The sequence below is a fragment of the Janthinobacterium longum genome (genome assembly GCF_051380735.1).
Taxonomy (GTDB): domain Bacteria; phylum Pseudomonadota; class Gammaproteobacteria; order Burkholderiales; family Burkholderiaceae_D; genus Janthinobacterium.
Map to the genome: position 1 here is coordinate 317,538 of NZ_JBNYXQ010000001.1, position 22,830 is coordinate 340,367.

Consider the following 22,830-nt stretch of genomic DNA (forward strand, 5'->3'; position numbering starts at 1 on the left):
AGGTTTCAACAAGACCCTCACTGTAGACGCGGTAATTCGGATGGTCTATGATGGCAACCCTGCCTTTTTTGACTGAAACCCCGGAAATGACACAAGCCGATGTGTTCGCCCTGTCCTCCGACCTGATCAGCGCGCTGCTGACCGACATGCGCCTGCGCGGCGTGCAGTACCGCCGGGTCCAGGCCGGCGCCCGGTTTGGCCTGAACTTCGAGGCCAGGCCGGGACATGCATATTTTCACTTCCTTGCGGTCGGCTCGGCCGTGCTGCGCACCAGTGACGGCACCCTGCATGCGCTGGCGGCAGGCAATGCCGTGCTGATGCCGCATGGCGGCGCGCATCAGCTTTTATCGAGCGACGACATGCCGGCCATCGACATCGACAGCTATCACGCCTCGCCGCTGGGCGACAAGGTGGACGCCGTCGATGCCTGCCCCAGCCTCGGCATGACACCGGGAACCATCCTGTTCTACGGCTGCATGGAATTCGATCTCGGCGGCATGCAGGGCCTGGGGCCCCTGATGTCCGGGGTGATGGTGGCCGAAGTAATGGGGCAACGCTACCCTGGCCTGGCGGCGATTCTCGGCGCCATGAAAAACGAAGTCTGTTCAGGACGCGTCGGCTTTGCCGGCATCCTGGCGCGCCTGGCCGAGGTGGCGGCCGCCATGATCGTGCGCGGCTGGGTCGAATGTGGATGCGATAACGCTTCCGGCCTGGTGGCGGCGCTGCGCGACCCGCGCCTGGCGCGCGCCATCCTGGCGCTGCACCGGCAACCAGGCCGCAACTGGACAGTGGAAGAGCTGGCATTTGAATGCCACAGCTCGCGCTCCGTGTTCGCCGAACGCTTCCAGGCGACCAACGGTACGCCGCCGCTGCGCTATGCCACCGAGCTGCGCATGCACCTGGCCAGCCAATGGCTGGGCCAGGGCCGGCTGCCGGTCGAGACCGTGGCGCAGCGCCTGGGCTACGTCTCCCAGGCGGCCTTCAGCCGCGCCTACAAACGCATCACCGGCCAGACGCCTGGCGTGCGCCGGCGCAGGCAGGCGGCCAACGGCGACTGAACCGCGCAGCCATGCGGCCGCTTCGGCAATTTACGCCGCTGGCGATTTACTGCGGCGTCGCGGTGCGATTACAATAAAGCAAATGGCATTGCGCATACCGCCGCAAGCTGGCCAACCATGGAAAGGTGCAAATGAGTGTTCCTTCAAGCGTGGCAGAAACCCGCGTCGCCGTGCTGGTCGACTGCGACAACACCAGCCCCGCCATTCTCGCTTATGCGCTCAGGATGGTGGCGCAATTCGGGCGCGTAGTATTGCGGCGCGGCTATGGCAACCATACGACCCTGAGCGCCAAATGGCAGGCAGCCCTGGTAGAACAAGCGTTTACGCCCTGCCTGCAATTCCAGTATGCCAGCGGCAAGAATACCGCCGACATCGCCCTCGCGCTCGACGCCCTGGAAGCCATGTTCGACCAGCGCGCCGACGTGTTCTGCCTGATCACCAGCGATTCCGATTTTGCCTACCTGTGCCGCAAGCTGCGCGAGCGCGGCGCGTCGGTCTGCATCGTCGGCGAAGCCAAGACCCCGTCGGCGCTGCGCAACGCCAGCGATCAGTTCTTCGAGTGGACACCGGAGCCTGCCGCCAGCCCGGCGCACGCCGCGCCCATCATCCTCGCGCCGGCGCAGCCCGAACCTGCGCCAGCCAAGCCCCGGGAAGGCGTCAAGCTGCAGCCGCTGCTGGTGGTGGACGCGGTCAGGCTGCTGGTCGGCGATGCGGCCGAGGGAAAAGTGGGACTGGGCGCGCTAGGACAATACCTGAAGCGCACCGATTCCGGCTTTTCGCCAACGAATTTTGGCCACTCCGGTCTGTTGAACATGGTCAAGACGTATGACCTGCTGACCGTTACCGTGGAGCCGGGCGGCCATCACACGGTGGGGCTATCGGATATGCGCGAGGTGAAAATGCACAAGCTTCCTTAGTCCACGCGGAGGCGAAAACCGCAAGAAAAGAGACTATTCTGATGGTGTTCGCCGACGCATGCCGGCGAACACCGCGGCCTGATTACTGCACCTGGTACTTGACCGAACGCGGACCGTACAGCAAGCCGTTGGTCATGTCTGCCGACAGCAGGCGCGCATTGGCCACGCCGGCCACCGGATGCGCCGCATCGGTGGTGCTGTTGATGATCTGCTTGATAGCGGCCGCCACCAGAGCGCCGATCAGGCCGCCGCCACCGTTGTTGCCGCCCTCGTTGTTGGAGGCGCTGGCCTTGCCTTCCCACAGCAAAGTGCCGGTTTTCAGGTCAACCAGCCTGGCGCTGACCGCTACCACGGCCACGCTGTTGATCACGTTATAGGTCGAACCGTATTTGTCGATGGTGATATACAAGCCGGCGTCGGCGCCGAAAATCTCGTTGAGCTTTTTGACGTCGACACCGTGGATGTCGGCCGCATTGGTTAGGCCATTTTGCTTGAAGGTCTCGCCGACCACCGCTACCGGCAGCACATAGTAGCCGGCCTCGGCCAGCGGATACGACACTTGCGCGTAGACGCTGTTGCCGGCGTTGACTTCCGGCGAATTGTTCAGCGGCGGCAAGACCACGATCGAGCGCGGCTTGGCGGCCTTGAATGCCGTGTAGTCGTACGATGGTGGCTTGGTGGCACAACCGACCATCAGTACGGCCGGCGCCAGCAGCAAGGCCATCTTTTTCAAGCGCGACATCATAATTTCTCACCTTTTTTCAGTTTGCCCAGCAGGAAGTCCATATAGGCGCCCGACTCGGGAAACAGTTTTTTCTCGTCTTCGAACTGCGTGGCCACCTGGTCGGACTTGCCGGCGATCGAGTACAACATGCCCAGATGGGCATGGAAGCCCGGTGGCACGCTGTTGCCCTTGGCGCTGATCAGCGCCAGGGCTTTTTCCATTTCGGCGATTTGCTGCTCCGGGCTTTCACCCTTCAGGTACAGGTACACTTGCGGCTGGTAGCCGTCCCATTGATACAAGGTCTTCGGCGCGGTGGCGCAGCCAGTCAATGCGACGCACGCAGCCAGCGCCAGCATGCCGCCGGCTTTTTTCATGAGGTTTTTCATCATTGCTGTTTGCGCAGTGCGCCCGCTTCCACGCCGGCCACCAGGCGCTCGACCGCTTCGCGCATGGCCAGGTCCAGCACTTTGCCGTTCAGGGTGGCGTCATAGCTGGCGGTGCCGCCAAAGCCCAGCACTTCGCGGTTCGACAAGCTGTATTCGCCCGCGCCCTGGGCCGAGTACACCACTTCGGAAGTGGCGATATTGACGACGTTCAGCGATACCTTGGCGTATGCCACTTGCGTCTTGCCACGGCCCATAATGCCGAACAATTGCTGGTCGCCCACTTCCTTGCGGCCAAATTCGGTCACATCGCCGGTGATCACGAAATCGGCGCCCTTGATATTCTGTGCCTGCTTCTTGTATTCCGACTCCTGCTTGATTTCCGCCATGTTGTCGCGGTCAAGCACATTGAAACGGTTGGTGCCTTGCAGGTGCGAGATGAGGATGGTCTTCGACTGGCTGCCGAGACGGTCGACGCCATCGGAGAAAATGCCGCGCATGAAGCTGGAGCGGTTATCGAACTTGCCGACGGCGATCAGCGTGCGCTGGCCGACATAAGGACGGGCGGCACTGGCGACCGCTGGAACGGCAATGGCTTGCGATGTCTCGGTGGCGCAACCGGCCAGCGATCCACCGATCAGCGCGGCAATCAGCAGCGCGCCGGAAGTATTTTTATTCATGATGCCCTTAAGAAGTGAGAGATCAAGGACGCACTTGCATCTGATTTTCTGCAAGTTAATTTCCTTATCGCAATTATAATTTATTACTTACATTACAATTCTCACCAAATGTCACCCTGGGGGGGCGACATTTTCAGCACCATTTTTTCGGTCAAGCCAGCAACTGCTTGTACAGCCTGGTGGCCATCAGCCCCGCAGCGCTATGGTGATAGGCCGGCGACATCAGCGGTATCAGGATGTCCATCGCCGAGCCTTTGCTGCCCTGCTCCGCCACGGCTTGTTCCAGCGCACGCAGCTCCATGTCAATGTGTTGCTCTTGCGCCTGCGGCAGGCCCATATGGCGGCGGAAGACGCCACGCGCGCCACTGTGCGATGGGCGTGGCTGGGCTTGGGCCAAGGTGTCGAGCGACCGCATGGCGGCGCGGTGCGACATGATGCGCGGGGCAGCGATGCCCGTGTCATCGAGCGGCGACTCGATCCAGTCACGCAGCACCTGCTGCTCGTAGGGGCTGAAGACCCCAAACATTTCCGCCCGTTCGCTCTGTATCAAGCGCCAGAAACGGCTGTTTTCAACCGGCGCGCCGCGCTGTATCCAGCCGGTCGCTGTCAATTGCTCCAGCAGCGCCGGCACCTGGTTTTTGTCGGCCAGCCAGTCGTTGATGCTCTTGCCGCCGATGCGGCAGTAGTCGGAATGCATGTTCTTGCCGGCCACGCTTTTCTCGCACAGGATGCGTATCAGTTCCTGCCGCAGGTCGAAGCCGGCGATGATGTCGGTTGTCCCCGCTCCGAGATCATTCAGGCGAAAACCGTTGCGCACGCGCCGGTAAAAAGCCTGCGCATCGCCAAAGCGCGGCATTAGTTGCAACACTGCATCAGTGGCCTTGCGCGCATGGCCGGTCGAACCATTATCGACCGTCACGTGCAAGGTGAAATAATACGGGTCGATCCCCAGCTCGTTCAGTTCATACGTAGTGATCAACAGGTGTAGCGGCAATTGTTCGTAGCCCAGATTAAAGCCTATGATTTCAGGCAAGGAGTTGCCATTGTCGTGGGCCAGCGACAGCTGGATGGCGCCCTGCACGAAATAGCGCTCATCGAGGTCCTGCCAGTCATCGCAGCCATGACTGGCGAGCAGCTTCTGGTACAGCACCACATGGTTTTTTTCTTCCACGCCATCGCCCAGTTCTTCCAGGTAGATCTGGATCAGTGCACGGAAACGCTGGTGCTGCCATTGCTGCAACGCGCTGTAAAGCCAGGAGCCGTCGACCAGCTTGGTCGGCGCCGCTGCACGCAAAAAATACAGGGCGTGCGATTTACTGGTGAAATAGCGGCGCGGCGCGCCATGCTTGCGCTCGGCCAGATAGGCCTGATATTGCACACCGACCTGCTCGGCGCTGCTGCGCGCCCAGTTCAGCAAGTCCTCGGGCCGTTCGGGCAAGCCATCGGGCAGTTCTTCGGCGGCCAGCAGTTGCTGCTGCAGATAATGGCGGGCGGTGGCACGCGCCATGGGCGCATTGGCCGGTGCGCCCAGGGTATCGTAGATGTCGCGGGCGTGGGGCAGGCTTGACGTCTGTTCGCGCCGGGCGCTCTGTGGTGGAGTCGAAAGTAAGCTGTGCATGGACGTGCTTTCAAGAAGATGAGGCCTAGCGGAAGGAATGAAGTTCGGCAACGACCGGTATGCACGCATTATCAGGATGAAATATGCCTGCGCACATCAGTACGCTTCGCTCATGGGCGTGGGACAAGGCTTACAGCGTTCTGTTACCTGCCGAACGGGGCTCATCAACACGAAGTGCGACAATCACGGCGGAATCTGCCATCTGGTCAACCATTCAAGTTCAGGAGAAAAACATGAAAATCTTGTTCACAGCCACTTTGCTGCTGGGCGCGCAACTGGCGCACGCGCAAACCGTGGAGTTATCATTCGTCGGGCCCAAAGGCGTGGAACAGGCTGCCGGCACCGTCAGCATTTCCGATACAAAATACGGCGCCTTGCTGACGCCAGACCTGAAGGGCTTGCCAGCCGGCACCCACGGCTTCCATTTGCACGAAAAGCCATCGTGCGATTCAAGCATGACGGACGGCAAGCCGACCCCGGCCGGCGCCGCAGGCGGCCACTGGGACCCGGCCAAGACCGCTGCGCACAAGGGCCCTTATGACGATTCCGGCCATCAGGGCGACTTGCCTGCCATCTATGTTGCAGCCGATGGTACGGCCACCTATCCGGTGCTGGCGCCGCGCCTGAAAGCCGCCGACTTCAAGGGTCACGCGCTGATGGTGCACGCGGGCGGTGACAACCACAGCGACCACCCTGAAAAACTCGGTGGCGGCGGCGCGCGCATGGCGTGCGGCGTGGTGAAATAAGTGGCATGACAGCAGCGCAGGCAACTGCCCTGCGCTGCTGTCGCCCCCATCGCACACTGCGCGCATTGAACTTTGCTGAAAGAAAACATGAATACCGACACACCAACCAAACCCGCGATGGATGCGGAAACGCTGGCATTCATCCGCGGCCTGTTCGCCCTGGTGCGCGAAGGCGATACGGCGCAACTGGGCGCGCTGGTCGCAAAGGGCGTGCCGGTCAACTTCCGCAATGAAAAAGGCGACAGCCTGATCATGCTGGCCACCTACCATGGCCACCTGGAAACGTCACGTCTGTTGCTTGAAGCGGGCGCCGACGCCAATGTGCCGAACGACCAGGGCCAGACGCCGCTGGCCGGCGTGGCCTACAAAGGCTATCTGGAGATCGCCGAATTGCTGCTGCAACACGGCGCCAGTGTCGAAGGCGCCAGCCCGGACGGCAAGACGCCGCTGATGATGGCCGCCATGTTCAACCGGCTGGCCATTCTTGAGTTGCTGCTGAAGCACGGCGCCCGCATCGATGCCGTCGACAGCCGTGGCATGACGGCCGTCTCGCTGGCCAGTACCATGAACGCGGCCGACACGCTGGCCCACTTGAGCGCACTGGGCCAGAGCGCCTAGGCAGTGTGGCGAGATTGTGTCAGTTTGACGGCGCAGGCCGCTGAGCTTCGGTGCCGTCAAACCAAAGCACGCAGCCACGCGCGCTGATTCGCTACACTGGGTGGCATGAGCACACCCTCTCCCACCATCGCGCATCCGCCAGCCGTCGCGCTGGCCCTGTCGTTGGGCGCCGCGGTGGCACTGGGCCTGTCGCGTTTTTCCTATGGCCTGCTGTTGCCGCCCATGCGCGACGACCTGGGCTGGTCCTACCTGCTGGCCGGCGCCATGAACACCTGCAATGCGCTGGGGTATTTCCTCGGCGCCCTGGTCACGCCCGCCCTGCTGCGCCGCATGGGCACCTGGCGCTTGCTGATCGCCGGCAGCGTGCTGGCCAGCATCTTCATGCTGCTGTCCGGTGTTGTGAGCGACACCACCGCCCTGTTTCTGCAGCAGGTGTGCGCCGGCGCGGCCAGCGCCTTTGTGTTTATCGCCGGCGGCGTGCTGGCCGCGCGGCTCGGCTCGCTGCAAGGCGAACGGGCCGGCTTTATTATCGGCGTGTACTACGGTGGCACGGGTGTGGGCATCGCGCTCTCTGCCTTGCTGGTGCCGGCCGCGCTATGGTCGGCCCGGCAACATGGCGCGCCGCATGGCTGGCAAGCGGCCTGGCTGGCGCTGGGCATCGCCTGCCTGCTGGCCACTGCCCTGATGGCCCTGCCGGCAAAAAGCATCGGCGAGCCGCGCCTGATGCAGGGCCAGGCGCAGCGCTTTTCCAGCAAGGAATTTGCCTTTGGCATGGCCGCCTACTTCATGTTCGGCGCCGGCTATATCGGCTATATGACGTTTGTCGTCGCCCTGCTCAGGCAGCAAGGCATGTCGCCGCAACTGATCACCGTGTTCTACACCTTGCTGGGCCTGGCAGTGGTGGCCTCCTCGCGCATCTGGGCCCGCATGCTGGACCGCAACAAGGGCGGCCAGTCGCTGGCCATCCTCAATGCGCTGCTGGGCCTGGCCACCCTGATACCGGCACTGACCAGCGCCACGCCGTTGATCTTCCTCTCCGGCCTGCTGTTCGGCGCCGTATTTCTGTCGGTGGTGGCCTCCACCACCGCGCTGGTACGGCACAACCTGCCGCCCGACTCGTGGCCGGCCGGCATCAGCGCCTTCACCGCCGTGTTCGCTTTCGGCCAGATCGCTGGCCCGATACTGGTCGGCTGGATCGCCGATGGCCCGGCGGGACTGGAGCGGGGCCTGGTCGCTTCAAGCGTGCTGCTGTTGATCGGCGCGGCGCTGGCGATGCGGCAAAAAACGCTGGTATAGCATACTTAATGCAGGCAGTCCCAACAGCGTCCCCCCCCTATTTTCGGTGACATAGCCTTAATATACGCACTCCCGTAGCCCCAGAAGGAATGACGATGTCCAAGCTATCGTGCACCACCGCACGGATTGATGTGGAAGGCGCTTTTACCGCATCGATCGATGCCATGGTCGCACCGTTTTACCACCCCGAAGGGCCAGGCGCCGCAGTCATCGTCACGCTGGATGGCAAGACCGTCTTTCGTCACGCGTATGGCATGGCCAGCGTGGCGGAGCACCAGCCGGCGACGCCGGAAACCACGTTTCGCCTGGGCTCGATCAGCAAGCAATTTACGGCCGTGTCCATTCTGATGCTGGCCGAGGAAGGCAAGCTGAACGTCTCCGACGAGATCACGCGCCACCTGCCCGACTACCCTGCCTTGGGCAGGCAGATCACCATTGAACACCTGTTGACCCACAGTTCGGGCATTGCCTGCTTTACTGGCAAGGACGATTTTGACGCCAACATCACCAGCAATGTGACGGTGACCGAGATGATCGACCGCTTCAAGGACGAGCCGCTGGAATTTGCGCCGGGCACCGCCTTCAGCTACAGCAATTCCGGCTACTACCTGCTGGGGGCGATCATCGAGAAGGTCTCGGGATTATCTTATGCGAGCTTTGTTGAACAGCGCATCTTCGTACCACTGGGCATGCACGACACTTGCCATGAGGGTCATGAACGCAGTGCGCATCAAATGGCCGCCGGACATACCCTGCGCGATGGCCGCATCGCTCCAGGCGACCCAATGAGCACGAGCCAGGCCTACGCGGCCGGCGCCCTGGTGTCGAACGTGGACGACCTGGCGCGCTGGGAGCAGGCCATCGCCTGTGGCAAACTTATCAATGCAGCGAGCTGGAGCAAGGCCTTTACGCCTTGGCGGATGGCCGACGGCAGCGCGTGCGACTACGGTTATGGCTGGGAAATCGGCAGCTTGCAGCAGCGGCTTATGCTCGCCCACGGTGGCGGCATCAACGGCTTCATGACATTCGCGCTGCGCCTGCCGCAAGAAAATTTGTTCGTCGCAGTCCTCTGCAATGCCGACGATGGGATCGTTGACCCCGAATATATCGCCCATAAAATCGGCGCGATGGCGCTCGGCGAGCCCTTCGCCGATTTCGAAGAAATCCAGCTCGACACCGCCGCCCTCGACGCCTACGCCGGCGTGTACTCCATCAATGCCACGGAGCAACGCACTTTCTGGCGCGAGGCCGGCCAGTTGCTGATGCAGCGCAGCGGCGGCGAGATCACGCCCGTGCTTGCGCATTCCAGCACCGGATTTTTTATCAGGAACACATTGGTGCACATGGCCTTCATGCGCGATGCAGATGGTGCAGTGTGCAAGGTGGTTGTCCACCAGTCAGGTGTGGCAGATGACAATGTTCGCCTGACGGACTGAGGTTGAGCGTGGAATTGGGCACGGCCATGCGCGATGAGCACGCAACATTTTGCGACTACCTCTTGAGCAACAGCCCGCGCAGCAGCAAATCCAACGCAGCGATGCCCTCGTTCAATCGCAACTTGCCGTCGTCACCGTCCGCGATCCAGAACGCCGCTTCTGCCAGACTGCCGTAGATCAGCGACGCCATTGCCTGTGGGCTGGCATCGGCCACGATGCCCTGCTCAATCAGATTCCGGATAATCGTTTGCATCGACTCCACGCATTGGCGCTGCGAGTCCGGTGAGGCCGGTGGGCAGGCCGTGGACAAACTGGGCCTGTCCGCCAATCTCTGGCTCGCCGCAGGATGCGCCGCCGCTGCCTTGCTGCTGTCATTGCGCGTCTGCCTTGTTGAATTCAGGAAGAAAGCGGCCGGCAAGCAGCCTGATCCTGCTACGCACTGAACGAAAAAAACCCGGCAAGCCGTTGCCAGCTTGCCGGGTCAGTTCAGGCCGGCAGTGTTACGCCGGAACCTGCACCGTATCTGCCACCGAACGGAATTCTTCGATCTTGTCGAAGTTCATGTAGCGGTAGATGTCGTCTGCATTCTCGGCAATCACGCCGATATGCGACATGTATTCCTCTTTGGTTGGAATGCGGCCCAGCAAGGAGCACACGGCGGCCAGTTCGGCCGAGCCCAGGTAGACATTGGTCTCGATGCCGAGGCGGTTCGGGAAGTTGCGGGTCGAGGTCGACATCACCGTGGCGCCCTTGCGGATCTGTGCCTGGTTGCCCATGCACAGCGAACAGCCCGGCATTTCCATGCGCGCACCGGTGCGGCCCAGGGTGCCGTAATGGCCTTCGCTGGTCAGTACCTGCTGGTCCATCTTGGTCGGTGGCGCGATCCACAGGCGTACCGGAATGTCGGTCTTGTTTTCCAACACCTTCGAGGCCGCGCGGAAGTGGCCGATATTGGTCATGCAGGAGCCGACAAACACGTCATCGATCTTCGCACCGGCCACTTCGGCCAGGGTTTTCACATCGTCCGGGTCGTTCGGGCAGGCCACGATAGGCTCGTGGATATCGGCAAGGTCGATCTCGATCACGGCGGCGTACTCGGCATCGGCGTCCGGCGCCAGCAGCTGCGGGTCGGCCAGCCAGGCTTCCATTGCCTTGATGCGGCGCTGCAGGGTGCGCTGGTCGAGGTAGCCGTTGGCGATCATCCACTTCATCAGCGTGATGTTCGAGGTCATGTACTCGATGATAGGCGCTTTGTCCAGGTGCACGGTGCAGCCGGCGGCCGAGCGTTCGGCCGAGGCGTCGGACAGCTCGAACGCTTGCTCGACCTTCAGGTCCGGCAGCCCTTCGATTTCCAAGATGCGGCCGGAGAAGATGTTCTTCTTGCCCTTTTTATCGACCGTCAGCATGCCCTGGCGAATCGCGTACAGCGGAATCGCATTGACCAGGTCGCGCAAGGTCACGCCAGGCTGCATGGTGCCCTTGAAGCGCACCAGTACCGATTCAGGCATATCGAGCGGCATCACGCCGGTGGCGGCGGCAAACGCCACCAGGCCGGAACCGGCCGGGAACGAGATGCCGATCGGGAAACGGGTGTGCGAGTCGCCACCGGTGCCGACGGTGTCCGGCATCAAGAGGCGGTTCAGCCACGAGTGGATCACGCCGTCGCCCGGACGCAGGGCCACGCCGCCACGGTTTTCAATAAAGGTTGGCAGTTCGCGGTGCATCTTGACGTCCACCACTTTCGGGTAGGCAGCGGTATGGCAGAACGACTGCATGACTAGGTCGGCCGAGAAGCCCAGGCAGGCCAGGTCTTTCAGTTCGTCGCGGGTCATCGGGCCGGTGGTGTCCTGCGAGCCGACGGTGGTCATCTTCGGTTCGCAATAGGTGCCCGGACGCACGCCGGTGCCTTCCGGCAGGCCGCAGGCACGGCCGACCATTTTTTGCGCCAGCGAATAGCCACGGCCGCTGTCGACCGGGTTTTGCGGCAGGCGGAACAATGACGATGGCCCCAGGCCCAGCGATTCACGCGCCTTGGAGGTCAGGCCACGGCCGATGATCAGGGGAATTCGGCCGCCGGCGCGCACTTCGTCGAACAGCACGTCGGACTTGACCGTGAATTCGGCGATTACCTGGCCGTTTTTCAGTGCCTTGCCTTCGTATGGACGCAGTTCGACCACATCGCCCATGTCCATTTGCGTGACATCGAGTTCGATCGGCAGTGCGCCAGCGTCTTCCATGGTGTTGTAGAAGATCGGGGCAATCTTGGTGCCCAGGCAGACGCCGCCGAAACGCTTGTTCGGAATAAAAGGAATGTCTTCACCGGTAAACCACAGCACCGAGTTGGTGGCCGATTTGCGCGAGGAACCGGTACCGACCACGTCGCCGACGTAGGCGACCAGGTGGCCCTTGGCTTTCAGTGCTTCCAGCTGTTTCAGGGGGCCGATCTTGCCCGGCTCTTCCGGGTTGATGCCGGGACGCGGGTTTTTCAGCATGGCCAGCGCGTGCAGCGGAATGTCCGGGCGCGTGGTGGCGTCTGGCGCCGGCGACAGGTCATCGGTGTTGGTTTCGCCGGTGACCTTGAAGACGGTGATGGTCAGGCTTTGCGGCACTTCCGGACGCGAGGTGAACCACTCGGCGTCGGCCCACGATTGCACCACTTCGGTGGCGCGCGCACTGCCCTTGTCGGCCAGTTCCTTGACGTCGTGGAAATAGTCGAACATCAGCAGGGTTTTTTTCAGGCCTTCGGCCGCTACCGCGCCCACTACCGGGTCGTCGAGCAGGTCGATCATCGGCTTGATATTGAAGCCGCCCAGCATGGTACCGAGCAAACGGGTTGCCAGTTCGCGCGACACCAGCGGCGACGTCTCCGTGCCCTTGGCAACGCTGGCCAGGAAAGCACATTTGACCTTGGCCGCATCATCGACGCCAGCCGGCACGCGGTGGGTGAGCAGGTCGACCAGGAACTGCTCTTCACCGGCTGGCGGGTTCAACAGCAGTTCGATCAGGTCCGTGGTCTGTGCTGCCGACAGCGGCAACGGAGGAATGCCAAGGGCGGCGCGTTCGGCGACGTGATTGCGATAAGCAGTTAGCATGGAATACTCTCGGTCAGGGTTGGTTGCAGGGGCGGCGGCCGCGTGGCCACCTGTCTCGACCGGGATTATACCTCAATCAGTCTTATATAAGACATATAATAGGAGAGCAAAGTTGGTGATGGCTATTGCGCCACACTTTGGCTAAGCCTCGCCCGTTGCCGCTTCGGCGCGCCTGGTCCACGTTGCCCACCAGCACAGGATGGCGCCGCCGCACACCATCGCAGCACCTTGCCAGAAAGCAGTGGAGAGCGGCGTGCGCAGCAGCAGGGTCGAGAAGGCAGCCGACAGTACCGGAATAAAATACGAGGCGCCTGCCAGCACAGTGACGTTGCCGTGCAAAATGCCCACATTCCAGGCGCCGTAGCCCAGGCCCATCGCTGCGGCAGCGAGCACCAGGCAGGCGATCGCCTCGCCACTGAATGCCAGCTGGCCGCCACCACCGGCCAGGTACTGTATCCACAAGCAGGCCGATGTGAGGATAAAGAACAGGGTCACGCCATTCTTGCCCTTCGCAGCGCGCGCCGTGAGGGTGCAATACGCGGCCCAGATCAGCGCGCCGGCAAACGCCAGGCCATAGCTGAACGGATTGCTGCGTACGTTAGCGAGCATGCCGGCCGCAGAAACACCCTGCCCTCCGCCCAGCACCAGGCCTATGCCGGCCAGCGACAGCAAAAAGCCGGGCACGATCAGAAGACTGGTTTTTTGCCGGTTGAACACGATGGCAGCGACGATGGTTAAGCTGGGCCACAAATAATTAACCATGCTCACTTCGATGGCCTGGCGGGCCGTGTGGGCATAGCCGATCGACAGCGCCAGGCACAGCTCATAGCTGACAAACAGCACGCTGCCCCACACCAGGTAGCGGCGAGGAAAGTCGGCCAGCCGGACCCAGCCAACCGTCAACAGCAGGAACACCGACGCCACGCTGTAGAGCATGGCAGCGCCGCCGGTCGGCCCCAGCAGTTCGCTGACGCTGCGCATCAAGCCGACCAGCGAGCTCCACAGCACGATGGCGACCAGCCCGGTCAGGGTCGCCCGCCTGGTGTTTTTCATGCTGCCCCCCGGTCAGCGCTTCGCTGCCACGGTTTTTTCCGGCTTCACGAAGGCCAGCCCTTCCTCGAACGAGCGCAGCACGATATCGACCGATTGCTCCACCGCAGCCTGGTGCGCCAGCGACACATCGCTGCGATGGCGTATGGTCACCATGGTGGCGTCGGGCAGGTGCTCGCGCAGCTCGGCGGCCAGGGTGCGCCATTCATCGAGCGCGGTTTCGTCCGGATACATCAGGAAGGCGGTGCCGACCAGGCCGCCCTTGTCCGATACCGGTTCCGGCTGCGGCTGGCCAAGCACGACGCTGCGCACATCGCTACACACTTCGCGCAGCGCCAGCACCAGCAGCTCGGTGCGAAACTCGTCGCGATCGTTGGCAGCGCTTGCGCACAGGATCACCGAGTGCAGCGGCACGTCGAGCGAGCCCTGGTAGGCGCCCAGGCGCGCCTCGCGCGCGTGGCGAAGGTGGGCGCCGATATTGGCTTCGGCCAGCGACACCTTGCGCCGGCGCCATGAGCCGTAGCGGCTGCCGTTAGCGTCCTGCGCCAGCGTATCTGCCAACGCGATGATGGTGTTGCGGATGCTGTCTTGCTGCGACTGGTCGATCAGGCCCAGCGCGCGGTCTTTCAGTGCCATGTCCAGGCCCGGCAACAATACGTGATCGCAATAGCGGGCAAAGCTGTTGCGGCGCAGGTAGGCATGCGCATGCTCGATGATGGCGGTGGAACTGCCGGCCAGCGCCCGGTGATAGAAACGCTCGGCATCGTTCACGCTGGGCGTATCGGCAAACAGGATGGTAATCGCCTCGAGCGCGCGCAGATGGCGGCCCGCCACCACCAGGCACAGCGTCAGCGGGGTTGAAATCAGCAGCCCGGCCGGACCCCACATGGTGCCCCAGAACAGTGCCGACACAATCACGGCCAGCGGCGAGAGACCCGAACTGTGTCCATATACCTTCGGTTCGACGATATTGGCGACGACGATTTCCAGCACCGCGAACAGCGCCATGCACGACAGCGCCAGCGTCCAGCCCGGATCGATCGCTGCGACAAACAGGGTGATGGCCGCACCGGCCACCAGCGCGCCCACGTAGGGAACAAAGCGCAGCAGGCCGCTGAGCGAACCCCACAGCAGCGCATGCGGCACCTGCAACAGCCACAGTCCCAGCGACACCGTCAGCGCAAAGATGATATTGACGACCAGCTGTGAAAAGAAAAACCGCGATACGCCTTCAGCTGCGTGCACCAGCGTGCGCATGGTGCGGCTCACATCGCCCTGCCCGGCCAGGCGCACGGCACGCTCGCGCAGCGACTCGTGCTCGATCAAAATGAACACCAACAATACAAACACCAGGCCCGCTTCGCCGACCGGGCCGGAGATCACGGAAATGAAGCGCGCCACCGTGTCGCGCGCGGCCGGCACGGGCGTACGGATTTCCACCGGTATAGGCTGCATGGCATTGCGCGGCAAGCCTGCTGCTGGCGCATGGGCACCGTTCTTGGCAAGCGGCGACACCGCGTTCAGTTCGGCGGCCAGGCGGGCAAACGGGCGTTCGGTCAGTTCCTGTATGCGTTCGATCTTGGTGTGGATTGCAGAGCGGTAGTGCGGCAGCTCTTTGGTGACCGACACCAGTTGCAGCGTCAGCACGGCGCCTACCGCCGCCACCGAAGCCCCCACCAGCAGCAGCGACACCACGGTCGAGGCCAGCAAACCCAGGCCCCAGCGATGGAAAACGCGTATCAGCGGCGCGATCACCAGGCTCAGGATCAATGCCAGCACCAGCGGTTCGAGCACCGGCCGGCCAAAATACAACAGGCCCAGCGCGCACGTGATAGTGACGGCCGAACTCATCGCCGGCCGCGACAGCACGGAGTTTTTCAATGCCATGTTCTTATTCCAATCTATGCCCGCGCGCAAAACAGCAGGGCACGGCCCCGGGCGCCAGTCAGGTAACAGGCGACGCACGCATGGTAGCAGGCCTGCCGCCTTGACGGTAGCCAAACATGGCCGGCAAGGCACTTGCAGTGCCTGCTTCATGAAGACAGGGAAAAATAGCAACACTGACGCGCTGCGTCAGGGCAACTCGTGCTGGCATGGCCGCATTATTCGAAACCTTCAAACGTGACCTTCAGCATGTGGCGCACGATATCGTCGCTCGCCATCTTGCTGTACTTCTGCAGGTATTCGACGGCCGGATCGCAGGTGCGCGCATAGTAGCTGTACAAGATGACATCGGTCGGCAGCTCGCGGCTCAGCAGTCCTTCTTGCTGCGCCTGCTTCACCATCGCTTCCAGTTGCCGGTTCAGCTTCATGATGCGCAGCATGTACTTCACATTGCGTATCAACATCTCGCGCACGTGCGGACTGGTCGACGGCAGGAACGGCAAGCCGCCGTCGAGGCGCACCCGCAACGCCCATTCCAGCAGGGACGACAGTTTCTGCACCGGGCCGTGCGATGGATCGAGCGCCGCCACATACTCAAGCGCACCGTCGAGCAGGCGTATCAGTGCCTCGCCCACCAGCTCCTCCTTGGATTTGAAGTGCTTGTAGAGGCTGGGCTTGGAAATGCCGACCGCTCCAGCGACATCGTCCATGGTCATCAGGTCGTAACCCTTCTGGCTAAGCACGGCCGTGGCCGCATCGAGGATTGCGCTTTCACGCAATTTGAAGGCCTGATTCTTGAAGCTTAGTCTGGGAAGAATACTCATTGGTAAATTTCCGCTACTAATCAGTAGCTTTTGTTGTTGGTCGGTAGTAATATTATCACGCCGGTAGAGCTCCGGCCATGATACCAAAGAAAATCTTATGACTCTCACACGCAAACGTATCGCCGTCATTGGCTCCGGCATCTCCGGCCTGGCCAGCGCTTATTTCCTCCGGCACCAGCATGACGTGGTGCTCTTCGAGGCGAGCGATTACCTGGGTGGCCACACCCATACCGTCGATGTGACGCTGGACGGCCGCACCCACGGCGTCGACACCGGCTTCCTGGTCTATAACGACCATACCTATCCCAACCTGGTGGCGCTGTTCGGCGAACTGGGCGTGGCCAGCATCGCCAGCGACATGTCGTTTGGCGTGTCGATGGATGATGGCGCGCTGGAATGGGCAGGCACCAATCTCGATACCGTCTTCGCCCAGCGCGGCAACGCCGTCTCGCCATCGTTCCTGGGCATGCTGCGCGACATCCTGCATTTTAACCGCCATGCACAGCGTTTTCTTGATCTGGCCGGCGCGACCGGACTGACGCTGGGCCAATTACTGCAGCGCGAGCGCTACGGCAAGCAGTTTCGCGACGCCTATCTGCTGCCGATGGCTGCCGCTATCTGGTCCAGTTCGCCGAATGACATCCTGCGTTTTCCGGCCGCCACCTTTTTGCGTTTCTGCCTCAATCACCGCTTGCTGCAAGTGAGTGACCGGCCGCAATGGCGCACGGTGGCCGGCGGCGCGCGCCAGTATGTTGAAAAAATCGCCGCCACCCTGCCCGACTGCCGGCTCAACAGCGCAGTGCGCTCGGTGCGGCGCGAGGGCGGCGCGGTGCTCATTACCAGCGCGGCCGGCACGGAAACCTTTGACGCCGCAGTGCTGGCCACGCACGCACCGACCACGCTGGCCATGCTGGCGGACGCCAGTGAAACCGAGCGCGCCATCCTGGGCGGCGTGCGCTACCAGCCGAATGCCGCCTGGCTGCACACGGACACCAGGCTGATGCCGCGCCGGCGCAAGGTATGGTCGGCCTGGAACTATCTGGCGGGCGCCGCTTCGGCCGGCCAGCGCCCGGTCTGCGTGAGCTACTGGCTCAACCAGCTGCAGGCGCTGCCGTTTGACACGCCGGTGATGGTGACGCTCAATCCGCACGTGCTGCCTGCCGCCGGCACGGTGCTGGACAAGTTCGACTATGCCCACCCCATCATGGACCAGTCGACGATCCGCTCGCAACAGCAGTTGGCGCAGATCCAGGGCAACGGCGGCCTGTGGTACGCAGGCGCCTGGACCGGCTACGGCTTCCACGAGGACGGACTGAAATCGGCGTTACGCGTGGCCACGGCGTTCGATGCGGCGCCGGCATGGGCGACGCTGGCATGAACCGGCAATTCGCCCAGCTGGTGCACGGCCAGGTCGTGCATGTGCGGCTGCGCCCGGTGATACACCGCTTCGTCTACCCGGTGTTTTACGTGCGCGTCAACCTGGCCCGTCTCGACCTATGCAGCTCGCGCTGGTTCGGCGTGGATCGCTGGCGGCCGCTGTCGATCCGCCGCCGCGACTACGGTCCGCGCGACGGCTCCAGCCTGGAGCTGTGGATGCGCGCCTTGCTGCGCGAGCATGAGATCGACGCCGATGGCGAGATCTGGCTGCAGACCTTCCCGCGCGTGGCCGGTTATATATTCAATCCCGTCAGCTTCTGGCATTGCCATGACGCCGGTGGCAGGCTGCGCGCCGTGCTGGCAGAGGTCAACAACACGTTTGGCGAATCGCACAGCTACCTGCTGCGCATGAGCGGCGAGGCCGGTCAGGAGCGCGCCACCTGCGTCAAGCAGTTGCATGTATCGCCGTTCTGCCGGGTAGAGGGCGACTACCGCTTCCGCTTCCGGCTTGGCGGCGCCAGCCATTGCACCGGACTCGATTATCACGACCAGCAGGGCTTGCTGCTCAAAACTTCGCTCAGCGGACGTCCCGTGCCGCTGAGCGATCGCAGCGTGCTTGGTGCACTGCTGCGCTATCCGCTGCTGGGCATCGGCATCGTGCTGCGCATCCACTGGCAAGCCCTGAAACTGTGGCTCAGGCAGGTACCTTTTTACAGCAAGCCGCCGGCCCCCATCCATCCCATCACCATGCACCAGGAGCATGAGCAATGACTCGCACTTTGTCGACCACCCCCTTGTCGGCGCCCGCCGGCGCCCGTATCTTCATCGCGCTGCTGGAAAACATTCGCCATGGGCATCTGGAACTGACTACGCCTTGCGGCACTCGCATGGTGTTTGGCGACGCTCATGCAGCCTCGGGCGCTACCCTGCAGTTGCATGACTGGCGCGCCTGCCAGCGCATCCTGCGCGCCGGCGACATCGGCTTTGCCGAAGCCTACGCGGCCGGCATGGTCGACACTCCGGACCTGACGGCGCTGCTGCGCCTGGCGCTCGCCAACGAAGCAGCGCTGAACAAGATGCTGTTCGGCGGCGCGCTGGCACGCTGCTGGTACCGCCTGCGGCACTGGCTGCGGCCCAATACCCGCAAGGGCAGCGAGCGCAACATCCATGCCCACTACGACATCGGCAACGATTTCTATCGTCTGTGGCTCGATCCCAGCTGGACTTATTCGAGCGCGCTGTTCGATGGCGACTACAGCCTGTCGCTGCATACGGCGCAGCAGCGCAAATACCAGCGCATTATCGATACGCTGCAGTTGAAGCCGGGCCAGCGCGTGCTCGAGATCGGCTGCGGCTGGGGCGGTTTTGCCGAACAGGCAGCGCGACAGGGCATCGCCGTGCATGGCGTGACGATCTCGCCGTCGCAGCTCGAGATCGCCCGGCACCGCGTCGAGCAACTGGGGCTGCAGGACCTCGCCAGGCTGGAACTGTGCGACTACCGCGACCTCGATGGCGAGTATGACGCCGTCGTCTCGATCGAGATGTTCGAAGCGGTCGGCGAGCAGTACTGGCCGCAGTATTTCAGCACCGTGGCAGCGCGCCTGAAGCCGGGCGGCCAGGCGCTGGTGCAAACCATCACCATCGGCGAGCAGTACTTCGCCCGCTATCGCAGCAGTACCGACTTTATCCAGCAGTATATTTTCCCCGGTGGCATGCTGCCGAGCATCGAGCGCTTCGAGCGCCAGGCTGGCCTCGGCGGCCTGCGCCCGCTGCAGCGCCATGCGTTCGGCCGCGACTATGCGGAAACGCTGCGCCGCTGGGATGCAGGCTGCCGCGCCGCGCAGCAGGAGATCACCGAGCAGGGCTTCGACCAGCACTTCATGCGCATCTGGCAGATGTACTTCGCCTATTGCGAGGCGGCATTCGACGAGGGAAGAACCGATGTCGTCCAGTTCCTGCTTGAAGAAGCCTGACGCGGACATGCAGCAGCCATGGCGGCTGGCCGCCTATGGCCTGCTCGGCATGCCGCTGGCCATGGCCGCACTGCCCGTGTATGTGCAGGTGGCGTCCTATTACAGCACCGTGCGCGGGGTCGGCCTGGCGCAGCTCGGCTGGATCCTGTTCGCTGCGCGCCTGTTCGACACGCTGCAGGACCCGCTGCTGGGACACGTCATCGATCGCCTGCGTGGCGGCATGGTGCGCTGGCTGGCGCTGTCCGGCCTGCTGCTGGCGCTGGCCTTTGCCGGCCTGTGGCAACCGCCTGCGTCGGCCCTGGCGGCAAGCTGGTGGCTGGCAGCGATGCTGGCGCTGGCCTACGGCGCCCACAGCATGCTCAATATCGCCTACCTCGCCTGGGGAGCGCGCCTGCCGGCTGGCGCCGCCCTGTTGCCGGCGGCGGCCTGGCGCGAGGGCGCGGGGCTGGCGGGCATGATACTGGCCAGCGTGATTCCGGCCGCCGTGATGAGCGGACCGGCCGCAGACATCGCCAGCGGCATGGGACTGTACAGCATGGCGTTCGCGGCGCTGTTGCTGCTGGCCCTGCTGGCCCTGCTGATATTGGCGCCGCCGTGGCAGATGACGCCGCTGCCGGCGCAGCACTGGCGCACTGCTCTGCGGCGGGTGGCCGCCAACCGCGGCTTCCGCCGACTGCTGGCGCCGTATTTCCTCAATGCCTGTTCGGTATCGCTGCCGGCCACGCTGGCGCTGTTTTTCATCAACGACCAGTTGCAGTCGGCGCCGCTGGCCGGCGCTTTCCTGGGCTGCTATTTTGTCGCTGCCGCCTGCGGCCTGCCGCTATGGAGTGCGCTGGCGCGGCGCATCGGCGTGCTGGCCTGCTGGCGCCTGGGCATGATTCTGGCGATTGCCAGCTTTGCCGGCGCCGCACTGCTGGGCCCGGGCGATGTGCTGCCTTACTTCGCAGTCTGCCTGGCCGCCGGCGCGGCGCTCGGCGCCGACCTGGCGATGCCGCCGGTGCTGCTGGCCGGGATCATCCCGGCCGACGAACCTGCCGGCGCCTACTACGGTGTGCTGACGCTGGCCGGCAAGCTGGCGCTGGCCCTGTCCGGCCTGGCCTTGCCCTTGCTGGCCGTGCTGGGCTACCGCCCCGGCATGCCCGGTGGCGCGGCGCTGGCGCTGGTGTATGCAGCGCTGCCTTGCGCCCTGAAACTGCTGGCCATGGCCACCCTGTGGCGCGGCCTGCCTGCCACTTCCCCCGTACTGCCTTACCGGAGCTCACCATGAAAAACCTGTTGGCCGGCCTGCTGCTGGCCTTGATCGCCGGCTGCGCCGGCCCCGACGTCCAGCAATACAAGGCGCAGCAGCCGGCGCTGGACCTGGCCGCCTACTTCAGCGGCACCACCGACGCCTGGGGCATGTTCCAGCGCCGTGGCGGCGACGTCGTCAAGCGCTTCCACGTGGTCATTACCGGCACGCCGGGCGATGGCACGCTCGTGCTCGATGAACAATTCCGCTATGACGACGGCAGCACATCGCGCCGCGTGTGGCGCCTGGCGCGTGGCCAGGATGGCATGTGGCGCGGTCGCGCGGACGACGTCAAGGGCGAGGCGGTGGGCGAAGTGGCGGGCAATGCGCTGCGCTGGCAATATACGCTGCTGCTGCCGGTCGACGGCACCACCTATGAAATGCGCTTCGACGACTGGATGTTCCTGATCGACGACTGCACCATGATCAACCGCGCCAGCATGGGCAAGCTCGGCATCGAGCTGGGCCAGGTCACGCTGATGTTCCGGAGGCGCGCATGCGGCCCCTGAACCAGCCGATCACATCGTGGGCCGGACGGCGCGTCTGGCTGGTCGGCGCTTCCAGCGGCATCGGCGCCGCGCTGGCGCAGGAACTGCTGCAGGCCGGCGCCACGGTGGCGCTGTCGGCGCGGCGCGCGCAACAGCTGCACGAAGTAGCCGCCGGCCATGCGCAGGCCATAGTCGCGCCGTTCGACATCCTCGAGGAGACGGCCTGGGGCGAGCGCTACCGCGACATCTGCGCCAAAACCGGCGGCATCGACCTGGTCGTTTTCTGCGCCGCAGCGTATCGCCCCGAACGCAGCTGGGACGTCACTGCCGAGGGCGCAGCGCACACCCTGGCGGTCAACCTGGGCAGCGTTTACACCGGCCTGGCCACGGTGCTGCCCGACATGCTGGCGCGCGGCAGCGGCGGCGTGGCCATCGTCGCCAGCGTGGCCGGCTATGTCGGCCTGCCCAACGCCAGCGTGTACGGCCCGACCAAGGCGGCCCTGATCAACCTGGCCGAAGTGCTGTATGCGGATCTGCAGCAGCGCGGCCTGGACGTCTACCTGATCAATCCGGGCTTCGTGCAAACGCCGCTGACGGACAAGAATGCGTTTGCCATGCCGGCCCTGCAAACGCCACAGGCGGCCGCGAAGGCGATCCGCAGCGGCCTGGCCAGTGGCAAGTTTGAAATCCATTTCCCGAAACGCTTCACGATCTGGGTCAAGCTGCTTGGCACCCTGCCGTACCGCCTGCGCTTTGCCCTTATCAGCCGCTTGCTGGTACCAAAATGAGCGATCCCGAACCGCTGCTGGCATGGTATGCCACGCTGACACCCGACAGCATCAAGCAGGCCGGCCAGTTTTATGCGCCCGACGCGCAGTTTCGCGACCCGTTCAACGATGTGCACGGCGTGGCGGCGATCGAAGCGATCTTCAGCCATATGTTCGTTACCACGCAAGAGCCGCGCTTCATTATCGGCGAGTGCATCGTGCAGGGCGATCAGGCCTTCGTTACCTGGCGCTTCGTGTTCAGGCTGGGCGGCACATCCTACGAAGTGTGCGGCGGCAGCCACCTGCGCTTCAACCAGGCTGGCCTGGTGGTGCTGCACCGCGACTACTGGGACGCGGCCGAGGAGCTGCTGCAGAAACTGCCGCTGGTGGGCGCGCCGATCCGCTGGCTGCGCAGGCGCTTTCGGGTCGTGCTGCCGGGCGATACCGCCATGCCCGCCAAAGGCCCTGGAACATAAAATCTGCAGCAGCAGCGCCGGCATCCGGCTATGTATCAGGGCAATCGTGCGGGGATACAAATCGATAAATGGTATTTTGTTAAACATAAAAAAGCACACGCGTTCTTTTATTGTTAACATTTCTCCCTATCGAGG

The 22,830-nt window shown here is 63.4% G+C and carries 23 protein-coding genes; 14 read left to right on the top strand and 9 right to left on the bottom strand.

Annotation, left to right across the window (positions count from 1 at the left end; all coding sequences use genetic code 11):
• Window positions 1-86: 86 nt before the first annotated feature.
• Together ACQ4WM_RS01425 and ACQ4WM_RS01430 are read left to right on the top strand one after the other, a co-directional pair.
• Complete coding sequence (locus tag ACQ4WM_RS01425) at window positions 87-1,058, top strand: AraC family transcriptional regulator (RefSeq protein ID WP_436544939.1); 972 nt, start codon at window positions 87-89, stop codon at window positions 1,056-1,058.
• A 131-nt stretch (window positions 1,059-1,189) separates the two neighbouring features.
• Entirely contained in the window at window positions 1,190-1,975 is a 786-nt protein-coding gene (locus ACQ4WM_RS01430) for an NYN domain-containing protein (protein WP_436544940.1), read from the top strand.
• A gap of 82 nt (window positions 1,976-2,057) precedes the next feature.
• Here ACQ4WM_RS01430 and ACQ4WM_RS01435 read toward each other — a convergent pair whose 3' ends face one another.
• From ACQ4WM_RS01435 to ACQ4WM_RS01450, 4 genes are all read right to left on the bottom strand, one after another.
• Window positions 2,058-2,720, bottom strand: coding sequence for a DUF799 domain-containing protein (locus ACQ4WM_RS01435; protein WP_436544941.1), 663 nt, complete (start codon window positions 2,718-2,720; stop codon window positions 2,058-2,060).
• Complete coding sequence (locus ACQ4WM_RS01440; RefSeq protein ID WP_436544942.1) at window positions 2,717-3,073, bottom strand: DUF4810 domain-containing protein; 357 nt, start codon at window positions 3,071-3,073, stop codon at window positions 2,717-2,719. The genes ACQ4WM_RS01435 and ACQ4WM_RS01440 overlap by 4 nt, the downstream gene beginning before the upstream one ends.
• An 11-nt stretch (window positions 3,074-3,084) precedes the next feature.
• Window positions 3,085-3,762: a CsgG/HfaB family protein gene (locus ACQ4WM_RS01445; protein WP_436544943.1), complete on the bottom strand. Its 678-nt coding sequence runs from the start codon at window positions 3,760-3,762 to the stop codon at window positions 3,085-3,087.
• A 151-nt stretch (window positions 3,763-3,913) separates the two neighbouring features.
• Complete coding sequence (locus tag ACQ4WM_RS01450; protein WP_436544944.1) at window positions 3,914-5,380, bottom strand: iron-containing redox enzyme family protein; 1,467 nt, start codon at window positions 5,378-5,380, stop codon at window positions 3,914-3,916.
• Between the two features lie 233 nt (window positions 5,381-5,613).
• Here ACQ4WM_RS01450 and sodC point away from each other — a divergent pair, with 233 nt between their 5' ends.
• The 4 genes from sodC to ACQ4WM_RS01470 all read left to right on the top strand — a co-directional run bounded on the left by sodC (window position 5,614) and on the right by ACQ4WM_RS01470 (window position 9,476).
• The gene (sodC, locus tag ACQ4WM_RS01455; RefSeq protein ID WP_436544945.1) at window positions 5,614-6,126 is read left to right on the top strand and encodes a superoxide dismutase [Cu-Zn] SodC; all 513 of its coding nucleotides are present in this window, start codon (window positions 5,614-5,616) and stop codon (window positions 6,124-6,126) included.
• An 87-nt stretch (window positions 6,127-6,213) separates the two neighbouring features.
• Complete coding sequence (locus tag ACQ4WM_RS01460) at window positions 6,214-6,744, top strand: ankyrin repeat domain-containing protein (RefSeq protein WP_436544946.1); 531 nt, start codon at window positions 6,214-6,216, stop codon at window positions 6,742-6,744.
• A 105-nt stretch (window positions 6,745-6,849) separates the two neighbouring features.
• Window positions 6,850-8,040: a YbfB/YjiJ family MFS transporter gene (locus tag ACQ4WM_RS01465; protein WP_436544947.1), complete on the top strand. Its 1,191-nt coding sequence runs from the start codon at window positions 6,850-6,852 to the stop codon at window positions 8,038-8,040.
• A gap of 95 nt (window positions 8,041-8,135) precedes the next feature.
• A complete protein-coding gene (locus ACQ4WM_RS01470; protein WP_436544948.1) occupies window positions 8,136-9,476 on the top strand; it encodes a serine hydrolase domain-containing protein in 1,341 nt (446 codons plus the stop codon).
• Between the two features lie 55 nt (window positions 9,477-9,531).
• Here ACQ4WM_RS01470 and ACQ4WM_RS01475 read toward each other — a convergent pair whose 3' ends face one another.
• Entirely contained in the window at window positions 9,532-9,804 is a 273-nt protein-coding gene (locus ACQ4WM_RS01475) for a hypothetical protein (protein WP_436546181.1), read from the bottom strand.
• On the opposite strand from ACQ4WM_RS01475, the gene ACQ4WM_RS01480 reads away from it, so the two are divergent.
• Window positions 9,779-9,919: a hypothetical protein gene (locus ACQ4WM_RS01480; protein WP_436546223.1), complete on the top strand. Its 141-nt coding sequence runs from the start codon at window positions 9,779-9,781 to the stop codon at window positions 9,917-9,919. The genes ACQ4WM_RS01475 and ACQ4WM_RS01480 overlap by 26 nt on opposite strands.
• A 57-nt stretch (window positions 9,920-9,976) precedes the next feature.
• Here the strand turns inward: ACQ4WM_RS01480 and ACQ4WM_RS01485 are convergent, their stop codons facing one another.
• The 4 genes from ACQ4WM_RS01485 to ACQ4WM_RS01500 all read right to left on the bottom strand — a co-directional run bounded on the left by ACQ4WM_RS01485 (window position 9,977) and on the right by ACQ4WM_RS01500 (window position 16,326).
• Entirely contained in the window at window positions 9,977-12,568 is a 2,592-nt protein-coding gene (locus tag ACQ4WM_RS01485; protein WP_436544949.1) for a bifunctional aconitate hydratase 2/2-methylisocitrate dehydratase, read from the bottom strand.
• A gap of 141 nt (window positions 12,569-12,709) precedes the next feature.
• The gene (yddG, locus tag ACQ4WM_RS01490) at window positions 12,710-13,621 is read right to left on the bottom strand and encodes an aromatic amino acid DMT transporter YddG (RefSeq protein WP_436544950.1); all 912 of its coding nucleotides are present in this window, start codon (window positions 13,619-13,621) and stop codon (window positions 12,710-12,712) included.
• Window positions 13,622-13,633: 12 nt separating this feature from the next.
• Window positions 13,634-15,505 (bottom strand): AI-2E family transporter, encoded by a 1,872-nt coding sequence (locus ACQ4WM_RS01495; protein ID WP_436544951.1) that lies wholly within the window; start codon window positions 15,503-15,505, stop codon window positions 13,634-13,636.
• A gap of 215 nt (window positions 15,506-15,720) precedes the next feature.
• Complete coding sequence (locus tag ACQ4WM_RS01500; RefSeq protein ID WP_436544952.1) at window positions 15,721-16,326, bottom strand: TetR/AcrR family transcriptional regulator; 606 nt, start codon at window positions 16,324-16,326, stop codon at window positions 15,721-15,723.
• A 97-nt stretch (window positions 16,327-16,423) separates the two neighbouring features.
• On the opposite strand from ACQ4WM_RS01500, the gene ACQ4WM_RS01505 reads away from it, so the two are divergent.
• Genes ACQ4WM_RS01505 through ACQ4WM_RS01535 form a run of 7 tightly spaced genes read left to right on the top strand, consistent with a single transcriptional unit; the run spans window position 16,424 to window position 22,695 of the window.
• Entirely contained in the window at window positions 16,424-17,704 is a 1,281-nt protein-coding gene (locus ACQ4WM_RS01505) for an NAD(P)/FAD-dependent oxidoreductase (RefSeq protein WP_436544953.1), read from the top strand.
• Window positions 17,701-18,474 carry a DUF1365 domain-containing protein gene (locus tag ACQ4WM_RS01510; protein ID WP_436544954.1) on the top strand — a complete coding sequence of 258 codons (774 nt, stop codon included), beginning with the start codon at window positions 17,701-17,703 and terminating at the stop codon, window positions 18,472-18,474. The genes ACQ4WM_RS01505 and ACQ4WM_RS01510 overlap by 4 nt, the downstream gene beginning before the upstream one ends.
• Window positions 18,471-19,676: a class I SAM-dependent methyltransferase gene (locus ACQ4WM_RS01515; RefSeq protein WP_436544955.1), complete on the top strand. Its 1,206-nt coding sequence runs from the start codon at window positions 18,471-18,473 to the stop codon at window positions 19,674-19,676. The genes ACQ4WM_RS01510 and ACQ4WM_RS01515 overlap by 4 nt, the downstream gene beginning before the upstream one ends.
• Complete coding sequence (locus ACQ4WM_RS01520; RefSeq protein WP_436544956.1) at window positions 19,645-20,943, top strand: MFS transporter; 1,299 nt, start codon at window positions 19,645-19,647, stop codon at window positions 20,941-20,943. The genes ACQ4WM_RS01515 and ACQ4WM_RS01520 overlap by 32 nt, the downstream gene beginning before the upstream one ends.
• Window positions 20,940-21,473, top strand: a complete 534-nt coding sequence (locus tag ACQ4WM_RS01525; RefSeq protein WP_436544957.1) for a DUF3833 domain-containing protein — start codon at window positions 20,940-20,942, stop codon at window positions 21,471-21,473. The genes ACQ4WM_RS01520 and ACQ4WM_RS01525 overlap by 4 nt, the downstream gene beginning before the upstream one ends.
• Window positions 21,461-22,240: an SDR family NAD(P)-dependent oxidoreductase gene (locus ACQ4WM_RS01530; RefSeq protein ID WP_436544958.1), complete on the top strand. Its 780-nt coding sequence runs from the start codon at window positions 21,461-21,463 to the stop codon at window positions 22,238-22,240. The genes ACQ4WM_RS01525 and ACQ4WM_RS01530 overlap by 13 nt, the downstream gene beginning before the upstream one ends.
• Window positions 22,237-22,695: a nuclear transport factor 2 family protein gene (locus ACQ4WM_RS01535; RefSeq protein ID WP_436544959.1), complete on the top strand. Its 459-nt coding sequence runs from the start codon at window positions 22,237-22,239 to the stop codon at window positions 22,693-22,695. Before ACQ4WM_RS01530 ends, ACQ4WM_RS01535 begins: the two co-directional genes overlap by 4 nt.
• The last annotated feature ends 135 nt before the right edge of the window (window positions 22,696-22,830 follow it).